General features: G+C 61.0%; 15 protein-coding genes. 6 read left to right on the top strand and 9 right to left on the bottom strand.

Annotated features, from left to right (window positions below):
• Positions 1-38: 38 nt before the first annotated feature.
• From AC3WK5_RS11635 to AC3WK5_RS11655, 5 genes are read left to right on the top strand one after another with little or no spacing between them, the layout of a single operon-like run.
• Positions 39-779: an SURF1 family protein gene (locus tag AC3WK5_RS11635; RefSeq protein WP_103314898.1), complete on the top strand. Its 741-nt coding sequence runs from the start codon at positions 39-41 to the stop codon at positions 777-779.
• The gene (locus tag AC3WK5_RS11640; protein WP_103314931.1) at positions 745-1335 is read left to right on the top strand and encodes a PA_0111/PP_0108 family redox-active disulfide protein; all 591 of its coding nucleotides are present in this window, start codon (positions 745-747) and stop codon (positions 1333-1335) included. The genes AC3WK5_RS11635 and AC3WK5_RS11640 overlap by 35 nt, the downstream gene beginning before the upstream one ends.
• 10 nt (positions 1336-1345) lie before the next feature.
• The gene (locus AC3WK5_RS11645) at positions 1346-2425 is read left to right on the top strand and encodes a COX15/CtaA family protein (RefSeq protein WP_103314899.1); all 1080 of its coding nucleotides are present in this window, start codon (positions 1346-1348) and stop codon (positions 2423-2425) included.
• On the top strand, positions 2413-3312 hold the full coding sequence (cyoE, locus tag AC3WK5_RS11650; protein ID WP_103314900.1) for a heme o synthase: 900 nt from the start codon (positions 2413-2415) through the stop codon (positions 3310-3312). The genes AC3WK5_RS11645 and cyoE overlap by 13 nt, the downstream gene beginning before the upstream one ends.
• Entirely contained in the window at positions 3309-3944 is a 636-nt protein-coding gene (locus tag AC3WK5_RS11655) for an SCO family protein (RefSeq protein ID WP_054594936.1), read from the top strand. The genes cyoE and AC3WK5_RS11655 overlap by 4 nt, the downstream gene beginning before the upstream one ends.
• A gap of 153 nt (positions 3945-4097) precedes the next feature.
• Here AC3WK5_RS11655 and AC3WK5_RS11660 read toward each other — a convergent pair whose 3' ends face one another.
• The 7 genes from AC3WK5_RS11660 to AC3WK5_RS11690 form a co-directional block, all read right to left on the bottom strand.
• On the bottom strand, positions 4098-4871 hold the full coding sequence (locus AC3WK5_RS11660; RefSeq protein WP_103314901.1) for a MetQ/NlpA family ABC transporter substrate-binding protein: 774 nt from the start codon (positions 4869-4871) through the stop codon (positions 4098-4100).
• A gap of 61 nt (positions 4872-4932) precedes the next feature.
• Positions 4933-5607 carry a methionine ABC transporter permease gene (locus AC3WK5_RS11665; RefSeq protein ID WP_103314902.1) on the bottom strand — a complete coding sequence of 225 codons (675 nt, stop codon included), beginning with the start codon at positions 5605-5607 and terminating at the stop codon, positions 4933-4935.
• Positions 5607-6614, bottom strand: a complete 1008-nt coding sequence (locus tag AC3WK5_RS11670) for a methionine ABC transporter ATP-binding protein (RefSeq protein ID WP_103314903.1) — start codon at positions 6612-6614, stop codon at positions 5607-5609. The genes AC3WK5_RS11665 and AC3WK5_RS11670 overlap by 1 nt, the downstream gene beginning before the upstream one ends.
• Before the next feature lie 208 nt (positions 6615-6822).
• Positions 6823-7536: a PA5502 family lipoprotein gene (locus tag AC3WK5_RS11675; RefSeq protein WP_054594940.1), complete on the bottom strand. Its 714-nt coding sequence runs from the start codon at positions 7534-7536 to the stop codon at positions 6823-6825.
• A 37-nt stretch (positions 7537-7573) separates the two neighbouring features.
• Entirely contained in the window at positions 7574-8362 is a 789-nt protein-coding gene (znuB, locus tag AC3WK5_RS11680) for a zinc ABC transporter permease subunit ZnuB (RefSeq protein ID WP_054594941.1), read from the bottom strand.
• Complete coding sequence (znuC, locus tag AC3WK5_RS11685; RefSeq protein ID WP_054594942.1) at positions 8355-9140, bottom strand: zinc ABC transporter ATP-binding protein ZnuC; 786 nt, start codon at positions 9138-9140, stop codon at positions 8355-8357. Before znuC ends, znuB begins: the two co-directional genes overlap by 8 nt.
• Positions 9140-9622 (bottom strand): Fur family transcriptional regulator, encoded by a 483-nt coding sequence (locus AC3WK5_RS11690; protein WP_054594943.1) that lies wholly within the window; start codon positions 9620-9622, stop codon positions 9140-9142. The genes znuC and AC3WK5_RS11690 overlap by 1 nt, the downstream gene beginning before the upstream one ends.
• A gap of 57 nt (positions 9623-9679) precedes the next feature.
• On the opposite strand from AC3WK5_RS11690, the gene AC3WK5_RS11695 reads away from it, so the two are divergent.
• Positions 9680-10609 carry a zinc ABC transporter substrate-binding protein gene (locus AC3WK5_RS11695; protein ID WP_081013722.1) on the top strand — a complete coding sequence of 310 codons (930 nt, stop codon included), beginning with the start codon at positions 9680-9682 and terminating at the stop codon, positions 10607-10609.
• Positions 10610-10703: 94 nt separating this feature from the next.
• On the opposite strand, the gene AC3WK5_RS11700 is transcribed toward AC3WK5_RS11695, so the two are convergent.
• Positions 10704-11654, bottom strand: a complete 951-nt coding sequence (locus AC3WK5_RS11700; protein WP_103314904.1) for a homoserine kinase — start codon at positions 11652-11654, stop codon at positions 10704-10706.
• Between the two features lie 60 nt (positions 11655-11714).
• On the bottom strand, positions 11715-12005 hold the full coding sequence (locus AC3WK5_RS11705; RefSeq protein WP_054594946.1) for a DUF2782 domain-containing protein: 291 nt from the start codon (positions 12003-12005) through the stop codon (positions 11715-11717).
• Positions 12006-12050 lie beyond the last annotated feature (45 nt).

Raw genomic sequence — 12050 nt, forward strand, 5'->3', positions numbered from 1 at the left:
AGTATAGCTACCCTGTTTATCAACTTTTTGGCGACGCCATGAAGCGCTTTCGGCCAGGTATCGCACCGACCCTGGTGGTGCTCGCACTGCTGCCGTTGCTGGTCTTTCTGGGGTTTTGGCAATTAAGCCGGGGCGAGCAGAAACGCGTGTTGCTGGCGAGCTACGCCGAACGCCGCGTGGCTGAACCGATGACCAGCGAACTACTGTCGAGCACTCAAGACCCGGCATTCCGACGCGTTCGCCTGCATGGCCAGTTCGATGCGGCCCACAGTTACCTGCTCGACAACCGCACCCGCAATGGCCGGCCGGGGGTTGAGCTGCTGCAACCCTTTCACGACCAGGCGAGCGGTCTCTGGTTATTGCTCAATCGCGGCTGGCTGCCGTGGCCGAACCGGCGCACACCGCCGGTGTTCACCACCCCCGAGCAATCGTTGAGTCTCGACGCCTGGGTGTATGTCCCCCCGGGCGCGACCTTTCAACTGCATGCCGATCCGGCGAACGCCAACTGGCCACGGCTGGTGACGGCGATCGATCCGGCCAAGCTCTGGAGCGAGCTGGGCCGAACCGGGTTTGCTTACGAATTACGTGAAGAAGCCGGGCCGACATCTTATGTGGTTGATTGGCCGGTCGTGGCGATGGGGCCGGAAAAACACCTCGGTTATGCCGTGCAGTGGTTCGCCATGGCGCTCGCGCTGTTCGGTCTTTATCTCTATTTCGGATGGCACAACGCAAAGGAGAAACAGCATGGGAGCGGCCATGAATCCACCCAACATGTCTGAAGCGCAGGCGCCACAGCGTCGTCGTGGGCGCTGGCAGCTGGTGCTGATCCTGCTGATGGTGATTGGCCCGATGATCCTCGCCACCGGCATGTACAAGTTGCAGTTCTGGGTGCCGGAAGGTCGCAGCTATCACGGTGAACTGATCGGCAACGGTCAGAGCCGTGCCGAGTTGGGGGTGCAGGCGGACGAAGACCGCTGGCAGATGCTGGTGACCGCACCGCAGGACTGCTCGGTCGATTGTCAGCAGTTGGTGTACCTGGCCCGGCAGATTCAGGTCGCTCTGGGTCGTGATGCCTCGCGTGCCAGCCATGCATTGGCCGTGGCCCAACCCTTGAGCGCGGACTATGAGGCCAAGCTCAAGCGCGAATACCCGCAGTTGCAGCGTTATCCACTGGACCTTTCGACCTACACTAAAAATGTTCAGGGCAAAGGCTCGGCGCAGCTCTGGATCATCGATCCGCACGGCAATCTGGTGCTGCGCTTCGACCCTACCGTCAAAGGCAAGGACCTGCTCAACGACCTGCGCCACCTGCTGAAACTGTCGAACATCGGATAAGGGCATCGTCATGGCCAAACCTGGATTTCGCCTCGCGCTGTTTGCCACCTTGCTGGCACTGATTGTCGTCTTGTTGGGCGCCTATACCCGGCTGACCCATGCCGGCCTTGGTTGCCCGGACTGGCCGGGTTGCTACGGGTTTATCAGCGTGCCGAAGAGCGAAGCCCAACTGGCCCATGCCGAGTTGCATTTTCCAGACACGCCGGTGGTTGCCCACAAGGGCTGGAACGAGATGATTCACCGCTATTTCGCCGGCACCCTTGGCTTGCTGATTGTGTTGCTGGCGGCGCGTTCCTGGACTCATCGCCATCATCTGGACCAACCCCTGAAGCTGCCGTTGTTCTTGCTGGCGGTGGTGTTTGCCCAAGCGGCCTTTGGCATGTGGACGGTCACCCTCAAGCTCTGGCCGCAGGTGGTGACGGGGCATTTGCTGGGTGGCTTTGCGACCTTGAGCCTGCTGTTTCTGCTGACCTTGCGCTTGTCCGGTGTATTGCCGGCGCTGATCGTACCGCGACGTTTGCAGTACTGGGCGACGGCCGGGTTGTTGCTGGTGATCGGGCAGATCGCTCTCGGCGGCTGGGTCAGTGCCAACTACGCGGCGGTGGCCTGTATCGACTTCCCCACTTGTCACGGCCAATGGTTGCCACCGGCTGATTTCGCCAACGGCTTTCACTTGACCCAACACATCGGCCCCAACTACCTCGGCGGACAGCTCGACAGCGATGCGCGCACGGCGATTCACCTGACTCACCGCATTGGCGCGTTGCTGGTCACGCTGGTGCTGCTGGGGCTGGCCTGGCAGCTCAAGGTCGTCGGCATGACCCGACTCGCCGGGTTGGTACTGGGGGCGTTGGCGGTGCAGATCACCCTGGGCATCAGCAATGTGCTGTTTCACCTGCCGTTGCCGGTGGCCGTGGCCCATAACGCGGGCGGCGCGGCGCTGTTGCTGACGATGGTGCTGGTCAACTATCACGCACGAACCAGCCTGGTTCGAGTCAGACAGCAGACGCCCGGACGCTGGCGCTTCAGCCCGCGTAAACACACGGCCGGGCCGATAACAATAAAAGGAGAAATGCCATGGCGACTCTGATCGGCGAACGTCACCGCCAAGCGATCTGGCGTGACTATCTGGAGCTGACCAAGCCGAAAGTCGTGGTGTTGATGCTGATCACGTCGCTGGTCGGTATGTTTCTCGCCACGCGTGCCGGGGTGCCGTGGACGGTGCTGGTGTTTGGCAACCTGGGGATCGGACTGTGCGCGGGCGGCGCGGCGGCGGTCAACCATGTGGTGGACCGGCGGATTGACGCGGTGATGGCGCGCACGCACAAGCGGCCACTGGCCGAAGGCCGGGTTTCACCAACCGCCGCACTGACCTTCGCGCTGTTATTGGCGGTGGCCGGGCAAGCCCTGCTGCTGGCGTTCACCAACCCGCTGACCGCGTGGCTGACCCTCGCCTCGCTGCTTGGCTATGCGGTGGTCTACACCGGTTTTCTCAAGCGGGCGACGCCGCAGAACATCGTTATCGGCGGACTGGCCGGCGCTGCACCGCCACTGTTGGGCTGGGTCGCTGCCACCGGGCATGTCAGCGCCGAACCGCTGCTGCTGGTGCTGATTATCTTTGCCTGGACCCCGCCACACTTCTGGGCGTTGGCGATTCATCGCAAGGAGGAGTACGCCAAGGCCGATATTCCCATGCTGCCGGTGACCCACGGCGAGCATTACACCAAGATCCACATCCTGCTTTACACCTTTGCCCTGTTGGCCGTGAGCTTGATGCCCTATGTCATTCACATGAGCGGTTTGCTGTACCTGATTTGCGCCCTGGGACTGGGCGCGAGGTTTCTGCAATGGGCCGTGGTGCTGTACCGTGGCACTCAGCCGCACGCGGCGATCAACACCTTCAAGTACTCTATTTATTACTTGTTCCTGCTGTTTATCGCCCTGCTCGTAGACCACTACTTAATGTTGAACCTATGACCCGAACCCAGAAAACCGTCTTCATTCTTGTTGCCCTGATCGCGCTGGTCCTGGGGCTTACCGTCAACAAAGTACTGTCTGGCAAAGGCCAGGGCGATCCGACTGCGCTGATCGACGCCGGGATCATCCTGTTGCCGCAAAGCCGTAACCTGCCGGACGTGCAGATGACCAATCAGGACGGCCAACCGGTCACGGTCAACGCCTTGAAAGGCAAATGGAGCCTGCTGTTCTTTGGTTACACCTTCTGCCCGGACATCTGCCCGACCACCCTGGCGCAGCTACGGCAGATCAAGAGCGAGCTGCCAGCGGACGCGGTCGACAAGTTGCAGATCATTCTGGTCAGCGTCGACCCGAACCGCGACACCCCCAAGCAGCTCAAGCAATACCTGGGCTACTTCGATCCGCAGTTTGTCGGCCTGACGCCGGCTTCGGTCGAAGACCTGCAGAAAGTCGCCAATGCGGTGAGCATTCCGTTCATTCCGGCGGACACCAGCAAACCCAACTACACCGTCGACCACAGCGGCAACCTGGCGGTAATCGGGCCGGACGGCACCCAGCGCGGATTCATTCGCGCACCGTTGAACAACACGAAACTGGTGGCCCAGTTGCCGGTGATGCTCAAGCGTATGTAGGCGCACAGCTTGCTGGTGATGGCGATCTTGCGGGCGCCATCGCCAGCAAGCTGTGCTCCTACAGTGGAAAGGGCTATAGCAGCCAGGCGGGACACAGGCATAAAAAAACGGGGACACAGTGATTGTGTCCCCGTTTTGTTTTACATCAGCAGATCAGAACGCCGGCAATACCGCGCCTTTGTACTTCTCCAGAATGAACGCCTTCACTTCCGGGCTGTGCAGCGCAGCAACCAGTTTCTTCATCGCGTCGCTGTCCTTGTCGTCCGCGCGGGCGACCAGGATGTTCACGTAAGGCGAGTCCTTGCCTTCGATCACCAGCGCGTCCTTGGACGGATCGAGCTTGGCTTCCAGCGCGTAGTTGGTGTTGATCAGCGCCAGGTCGACCTGGGTCAGCACGCGCGGGATGGTCGCGGCTTCCAGTTCACGGAACTTCAGGTCTTTGGTGTTCTCGGTGATGTCCTTGACGGTCGACAGGATGTTTTTGGAATCCTTCAACTTGATCAGGCCAGCCTTCTCCAGCAGCAACAGTGCACGGCCGCCGTTGGTGGCATCGTTCGGGATCACCACGTTGGCGCCGCCTGGCAGTTCGGCAAGGGTCTTGTACTTGTTGGAGTACGCGCCCAGCGGCTCGAGGTGCACACCGGCAACGCTCACCAGGTTTGTGCCCTTGGCCTTGTTGAATTCATCGAGGTACGGCTGGTGCTGGAAGAAGTTGGCGTCCAGGCGTTTCTCGGCAACCTGTACGTTCGGCTGCACGTAGTCGGTGAACACCTTGACCTTGAGGTCGACGCCTTCTTTGGCCAGTGCCGGCTTCACGAACTCGAGGATTTCCGCGTGCGGAACCGGAGTAGCAGCGACGGTCAGGGTTTCAGCGGCCTGAGCGGAGAACGCTGCAACGGCAGCGAATGCGACGAGTAGTTTTTTCATCCAGCAAACTCCTTGTGAGGCGCCCTTTCGAGCGCCTGCCAGCCGTGGCCGGCGATTGCATTTATTTTCGGGAAAAGTGCACCACCAGCTTATCGCCGACGGTTTGCAGAACCTGGACCAGCACCAGCAGCAACACCACGGTCACCACCATCACGTCAGTCTGGAAGCGTTGGTAACCGAAGCGGATTGCCAGGTCACCCAAACCACCGGCACCGACCACACCGGCCATCGCCGTGTAGGACACCAGCGTAATCGCGGTCACCGTGATCGCTGCGAAGATACCTGGGCGGGCTTCGGGCAGCAGCGCGTTGACGATGATCTGGCGGGTCGTCGCGCCCATGGCCTGGGTCGCTTCGATGATGCCGCGATCGACTTCACGCAGGGCAGTTTCCACCAGGCGGGCGAAGAACGGTGTAGCGCCGACGACCAGCGGCGGAATCGCACCGCCGACGCCCAGCGAGGTGCCGGTGATCAGTACGGTGAACGGGATCATCACGATCAGCAGAATGATGAACGGCAGCGAGCGCAGGATATTCACAATCAGCGACAGCAGTGCGTAAACGCCTTTAGCTTCGAGCAACTGGCGCGGGCTGCAGAGGAACAGCAACACACCCAGCGGCAGGCCGAGCAGTACGGTGAACAACAGCGAACCACCGAGCATCAGCAAGGTGTCGCCAGTAGCCTGCCAGATTTCGAACCAGTCGATATTGGCGAAGAAACTCATCAGGGCTTCCATTAACGCAGCACCTCCATGTGGACGTCAGCCGCGGTGAAGCGGGCAAACGCCGCGTCCATGTCGCCGCCGGTGACCGCCAGGGTCAGTTGCCCGTAGGGGACGTCTTTGATGCGGTCGATACGACCGGCGAGGATGCTGTAGTCCACACCCGTTTCGCGGGCGACGGTGCCCAGCAACGGCGCGTAGGTCGCGTCGCCCTGGAAGGTCAGGCGCACGATACGGCCCGGCACGTGAGCGAAGTCGTCGCGCTGTTCGCTTTCGTCGATTTGCTCGTCTTCCTGCACGAATCGCTTGGTGGTCGGGTGCTTGGGGTGCAAGAACACGTCGGCCACCGGACCTTGCTCGACGATCACGCCGGCATCCATCACGGCGACCTGGTCGCAGACCCGGCGAATCACGTCCATTTCATGGGTGATCAACACGATGGTCAGGTTCAGCTCACGGTTGATCTCGGCCAACAGTTGCAGGACCGACGCGGTGGTTTGCGGGTCGAGGGCGCTGGTGGCTTCGTCACACAGCAGGATTTTTGGCTTGGTCGCCAGGGCGCGGGCGATGCCGACGCGCTGCTTCTGGCCACCGGACAACTGCGCCGGGTACTTCTTTGCGTGGTCGGACAGGCCGACGCGAGCCAGCAACTCGGCCACCCGTTGATCGATCTCGCTGCGCGACAGTTCACCGGCCAGGGTCAGTGGCAGCGCGACGTTGTCGGCAACTGTCTTGGAGGCCAGCAGGTTGAAGTGCTGGAAGATCATCCCGACTTGCTGACGGAAACGGCGCAGCGCATTGGCGTCCAGCGCGGTGACTTCTTCGCCATCGACGATGATCTTGCCGCCGCTGGAGTCTTCCAGGCGGTTGATCAGGCGCAACAGGGTACTTTTTCCCGCACCGGAATGACCGATCAGGCCGTATACCTGACCGTTCTCAATCGACAGATTGGTAGGGTGCAGCGCGGGAATATCCTTACCGGCAACGCGGTAAGTTTTATGGACGTTTTGAAACTCGATCACGTAGCGAACCTTGTGGGGCGCGTTAGAAAAGGATCAGCGGTTAGCCGGGCGGGCATTTTAGCCTGTCCGTATAGAGGCTCTTAGCATTTATTTCGCATTCATCCAGTCATTTGGAAATAACGCGATAACCGGAAATGCAAAAGCTCGGAGCCTCCGGCAGCTCCTACGGACCGATGTAGGCACTGCCGGAGGCTGCGATCTTCTTCTTTTAAGGCTTACGCGGCGTCAGAACCATCTGTGCCGGAACATTGCGCAGAATCTGTCGCTCGATCTTCAAGTCGAAGTCTGCATCCAGCTTCTTCACCCGTTTGGTCAGCAGCGTGGCCAGCCACGGGTAATCTTCGGTGCGCGGCGCCTGAATGCTGACGTCGCACTCATAACTCACCACATCGCTGGCAATCGCATCGAGTTGCCGACGCAATTGCTTGCTATCGGCGATGTTCAGCGCAACGGTGGTGCTCTCGGCCGTTGGGTCGATGACCTTGGCGACACGCTTGGCTTCGGCGGCTTTGAGGGCTGCCTCGGCCTGGTCCAGTTCGGCCTTGCGCGCGTGGCTGATGGCGTTGTTGACACCACCGGTCAGCGCCGGAGCTTTGGGCATCAACGCACGGGCCCGGCTCAGGGCCGTGGCGGCGGCATTCACGTCGCCTTTTTGCAGAACGATCTGGCTGCGTTGCAAATAGGCTTCGGCGAGTTGCCGTTGATATTGCTCCAGCGACTGATCGTTGGGTGATTCGGCCTGCAAGGCGGCCAATTGATCCTCGGCGGTGGCCAGTTCACTGCTGGCCAGGCTTTGCTCCAGCTGCGCGATCGCCGTAGCCCGTGCGTCCGGGACCTCGGGGGCCGGCGGCGTGCTTTGGCAGGCGCCAAGTAGCAGCGAAAATGCAACAAGGAGCAGATAACGGGAGGCGAACGGCTTCATTCCTGCGACTCTCTGATTGCGCAAAAAACGAGCAAGTCTACACCCCTCGACGGGGCAGGACAAAACTCAGCAGAAACAGCGCGGCGGCAGCCACCACAATCGATGGGCCGGCCGGCGTGTCCTTGAACCACGACAGCGCCAGGCCACCGCAGACCGCGAGTATACCGAGCAAACTCGCGCCCAAGGCCATCTGCTCTGGAGAACGTGCGTGACGTTGTGCCGCAGCCGCCGGGATGATCAACAACGAGGTAATCAGCAGCACGCCGACAATTTTCATCGCCACCGCGATCACCACCGCAATCAGCAGCATCAAGGTCATGCGCAATGCTGCTACCGGCAGGCCTTCAACCGTGGCCAATTCTTCGTGCACTGTAATCGCCAGCAACGGCCGCCACAGCGCCACCAACAGCAACATCACCGCCGCACTGCCGCCGAGGATCCACGCCAGATCGGTCGGGCTGATCGCCAGCAGGTCGCCGAACAGATAGGCCATCAGGTCGATCCGCACTTCATGCATGAAGCTTAGTACCACCAGGCCGAGAGAGAGCGTGCTCGGCGCAAGAATCCCCAACAAGGTATCGGAGGCCAGCGGCTGGCGCTGTTGCAAGGTCACCAGCAGCACGGCCAGCAACAGGCAGCCGACGGTCACCGCGATGGTCGGGCTGACATCCAGCAGAAAACCCAACGCCACACCAAGCAGCGCTGCATGGGACAGGGTGTCGCCGAAATAGGCCATGCGCCGCCAGACCACGAACGATCCCAGCGGACCTGCGACGGCGGCCAGGGCCAGGCCTGCGAGCAGGGCGTACAACAGAAAATCAGCCATGCTTGCAGCCATCTCCATGAACGTGGGTGTGAACGGTCGGTGCCGCGCTGACGACCGAGCCATGCAAGTCGTGGGCGTGGTCGTGATGGTGGTGATAGACCGCCAGGCTCTGCGCGTTCTTGCCGAACAGCTCGACGAACGCCGGGTCGCCGCTGACCTGCTCGGGATGCCCGGAGCAGCAGACGTGGCGATTGAGGCAGACCACCTGGTCGGTGGTGCTCATCACCAGGTGCAGATCGTGGGAAACCATCAACACCCCACAACCGTGGCGGTCGCGCAGGCGGGTGATCAGGCTATAGAGCTCGGCTTGTCCGGCCACATCGACGCCTTGCACCGGCTCGTCAAGCACCAGCAGTTCTGGCTCGCGCAACAGGGCGCGGGCCAGTAATACGCGCTGCATTTCGCCGCCGGAAACGCTCTGCACCGGGCTGTCGATCACCTGTTCGGCGCCGACTTCCTTGAGCGCTGCCAAGGCGCGCGCACGATCTACGCCCGGCACCAGGCGCAAGAAGCGCAGTACCGAGAGCGGCAAGGTCGGGTCAACATGCAGCTTCTGCGGCATATAGCCGACCCGCAGTTTCGGCTTGCGCCAGACGCTGCCGCTGTCGGGCTTGAGCAGGCCAAGCACGGCGCGGACCAGCGTGGTCTTGCCGGCGCCGTTGGGGCCGATCAGGGTAACGATCTGCCTCGGCTCGACGCTCAGCTCGATGTTGTCCAGTACGCTTTGCCCGGCGAAGGTCACCGCAACCTGATTGAGGCGAATTAACGCAGTGCTCATCAAGCCCCCTGGCAACCCGAGCAGAGGCCGACTACTTCGACAGTCTGGCCTTCGACCACGAACCCGACTTCGCCGGCGCTGTGGATGATTGTGTCGCTGATGGATTTTTGCTCGAGTTCGATGGCCGCATGGCATTCGCGGCAAATCAGGAACTGGCCCTGATGAGCGTGCCCCGGATGATTGCAGCCAACGAAGGCGTTGAGCGAGGAAATGCGGTGGACCAGGCCGTTATCCAGCAGGAAATCCAGCGCGCGATACACCGTCGGCGGCGCGGCACGGCGGCCATCCTGCTCGCTGAGTACCGCCAGAATGTCGTAGGCGCCCAGCGGCTTGTGGCTTTGCCAGACCAGTTCCAGCACCCGCCGACGCAGCGCGGTCAGACGCAAGCCTTGGCGTGCGCAAATGACATCGGCCTCGGACAATGCGCTGTGCACGCAGTGAGAGTGGTCGTGGGGACGGCTGGCTAGCGGTGTTTTAGGCATGAGCGGCGACGAGTTTTGTGAGAGACGTTATTATGTTACCCGTTCTCGCCTACTTGAGTGGTCATCGTGCCCAGACTTTTTGCCATTTTTGTCACATTTGCTGCCGGTTTTTTTGCGATCGGCGCCGCTCATGCCGAAGTGAACGTACTGACCAGCATCAAGCCCCTGCAGCTGATTGCTGCTGCGGTGCAGGATGGCGTCGGGGTTCCCGAGGTCTTGCTGCCGCCGGGTGCATCGCCGCATAACTATGCCTTGCGTCCATCCGACGTACGGAAGGTGCAGTCGGTGGAGCTGCTCTACTGGATCGGCCCGGACATGGAAGGTTTCCTTCCGCGCGTGCTCAAAGGTCGTAGCCTGCCATCGGTTGCGGTGCAGGACCTGCCAGGTCTGAAGCTGCGGCGTTTTGCCGAAGACAGCCACTCCCATGCGGAAGAGGCAGACGAACACGATCACGACCATCGCCCTGGCAGTCTCGATGCTCACCTCTGGTTGTCACCGGTCAATGCGCGAGTGATCGCGGCAAAAATCGCCACCGACTTGAGTGCTGCCGATCCGGCCAATGCGCCGCGCTATCAGAGCAACCTCAAGGCGTTCGATGAGCGCCTGGACGCGCTGGATCTGCGTTTGAAAGCGCGCTTGGCCGGTATCGCGGGCAAGCCTTACTTCGTGTTTCATGAAGCGTTCGATTACTTCGAAGACGCCTACGGCCTCAAGCACACCGGCGTGTTCAGCGTGGCCGCTGAAGTACAGCCAGGTGCCCAGCACGTTGCAGCGATGCGCTCGCGCTTGCAGGAAGTCGGCAAGACCTGCGTGTTCAGCGAACCACCGTTGCGCCCACGGCTGGCCGAGACGCTGGTGGCCGGTTTGCCGGTGAAACTGGCGGAGCTGGATGCGTTGGGCGGCTACACACCGGCAACAGCTCGTGGCTATGAGCAGGTGTTGGAGAAATTGGGGAATGATTTGGCCGGGTGTCTTGAATCGTTGTAAGCAGGAAAATTTGCGGTGAGCCTATCGCGGGCAAGCCTTGCTCCTACAGGATTTACGCGGTCCCCTGTAGGAGCAAAGCTTGCTCGCGATGCTTTTAGAGGGCGAACGGCAACGGCGTGCTGACGTGTTGACGCTGGGCCAACCGTTGCTGGAACTCCATCGGGTCGTGAATCAGCACGTCCTGCCCGGCAAAGGATTCGGCGGCGATCAAGCGCGACAGCCAGAACCTCACGCAGGCCACCCGCAACATGGTTGGCCACAATTCGGCCTCGGCTGCGGTGAACGGGCGCAGCGCGGCATAAGCCCCGAGCAATGCCCTCGCCCGCGGGCCGTGAAGCACGCCGTCTTCGTCCGAGCACCAGTCATTCAGGGCAATCGCCACGTCGTAGAGCATCGGGCCTGAGCAGGCGTTGTAGAAGTCGATCAGCCCGGTCAGGTGCGTGCCTTCGAACATCGCGTTGTCGCGGAACAGGTCGGCGTGGATGTTGGCCCGAGGCAGCGCCAGAATTTTAATCTTCTGCTCAGTGATTTCGTTCAAGGCGCGTTGCAGCAGATTGCTTTGCGCGGCATTCAGGTGCGACAGCAGTTGCGTGCCTTCCTCGAGCATCCAGTCGAGGCCACGATCAGTCTTGCGCTTGATCATGTGGTCTTTGGTCGCCAGGTGCAGGTGCCCCAGCAGTTCGCCGACCTGCGCGCAATGCTGTGCGTTGGCTTCCTTGATGTGCTTGCCGGCCAGCCGCGGCTGCAGCAGTGCAGGTTTGCCGGCCAATTCGCGCAGGGCGATGCCGTCGGTGGTCCGCAATGCATAGGGCACCGGCAAGTTGGCGTCGTGCAGCACGTCGAGCAGCTCGATAAAGAACGGCATCTCCTGCACAGGGCCGCGCTCAACCAGGGTCAGGACAAACTCCCCCTGCTCCAGGCTGATGAAGAAATTGGTGTTTTCGCTACCCGCGGCAATCCCCTGGAAATCAAGCAGGCGGCCGAGCCCATAAGGGGCGAGAAAGGTTTCCAGCTCGGGCCGAGCCAGGGGGGTGAACACAGACATGGTTAAAAACTGCTCAGTTCGGGCGCCGCGGTTGAGCCAGCGCCGATTAAAGTTAAGAAACTACTTCCAGGTAAAAATTTCCCACGCCGGAATCAGCATATTCGGCTGATCCGAGCGGATATAGTTTGCCTCCGTTCCGTCCGCACGTATCAGAAAGTACGGTTTTCCACCCTTCGGTGTGACCTTGATCGCGTACACGAAGCCGTTCTGGCGGTACTCCTGAATGACTTTGTCGCCTTCAGTGTGGATGGTGACTTCCGGTTCCGGCGTCGGTGCATCATTGGCTGCCATGACGGCCAGGGGAGTGATTGCAAAGAAGCCAGCCAGTAACAAGCGATTGAGTGAGCGCATGATAACCTTGTCCCTTTGTCGTCAACGGTCCCGCTATTCTAGCGC

The organism is Pseudomonas sp. FW306-02-D09B, assembly GCF_058782685.1.

Bases quoted from the DNA above. Each gene is read 5' to 3' on its own strand.
- AC3WK5_RS11665 (WP_103314902.1), bottom strand. From the start codon at position 5,607: ATGGAAGCCCTGATGAGTTTCTTCGCCAATATCGACTGGTTCGAAATC.
- AC3WK5_RS11635 (WP_103314898.1), top strand. From the start codon at position 39: ATGAAGCGCTTTCGGCCAGGTATCGCACCGACCCTGGTGGTGCTCGCA.
- znuC (WP_054594942.1), bottom strand. From the start codon at position 9,140: ATGAGCACTGCGTTAATTCGCCTCAATCAGGTTGCGGTGACCTTCGCC.
- AC3WK5_RS11645 (WP_103314899.1), top strand. From the start codon at position 1,346: ATGGCCAAACCTGGATTTCGCCTCGCGCTGTTTGCCACCTTGCTGGCA.
- AC3WK5_RS11690 (WP_054594943.1), bottom strand. From the start codon at position 9,622: ATGCCTAAAACACCGCTAGCCAGCCGTCCCCACGACCACTCTCACTGC.
- AC3WK5_RS11640 (WP_103314931.1), top strand. From the start codon at position 745: ATGGGAGCGGCCATGAATCCACCCAACATGTCTGAAGCGCAGGCGCCA.
- znuB (WP_054594941.1), bottom strand. From the start codon at position 8,362: ATGGCTGATTTTCTGTTGTACGCCCTGCTCGCAGGCCTGGCCCTGGCC.
- AC3WK5_RS11660 (WP_103314901.1), bottom strand. From the start codon at position 4,871: ATGAAAAAACTACTCGTCGCATTCGCTGCCGTTGCAGCGTTCTCCGCT.
- AC3WK5_RS11705 (WP_054594946.1), bottom strand. From the start codon at position 12,005: ATGCGCTCACTCAATCGCTTGTTACTGGCTGGCTTCTTTGCAATCACT.
- AC3WK5_RS11675 (WP_054594940.1), bottom strand. From the start codon at position 7,536: ATGAAGCCGTTCGCCTCCCGTTATCTGCTCCTTGTTGCATTTTCGCTG.
- cyoE (WP_103314900.1), top strand. From the start codon at position 2,413: ATGGCGACTCTGATCGGCGAACGTCACCGCCAAGCGATCTGGCGTGAC.
- AC3WK5_RS11655 (WP_054594936.1), top strand. From the start codon at position 3,309: ATGACCCGAACCCAGAAAACCGTCTTCATTCTTGTTGCCCTGATCGCG.
- AC3WK5_RS11700 (WP_103314904.1), bottom strand. From the start codon at position 11,654: ATGTCTGTGTTCACCCCCCTGGCTCGGCCCGAGCTGGAAACCTTTCTC.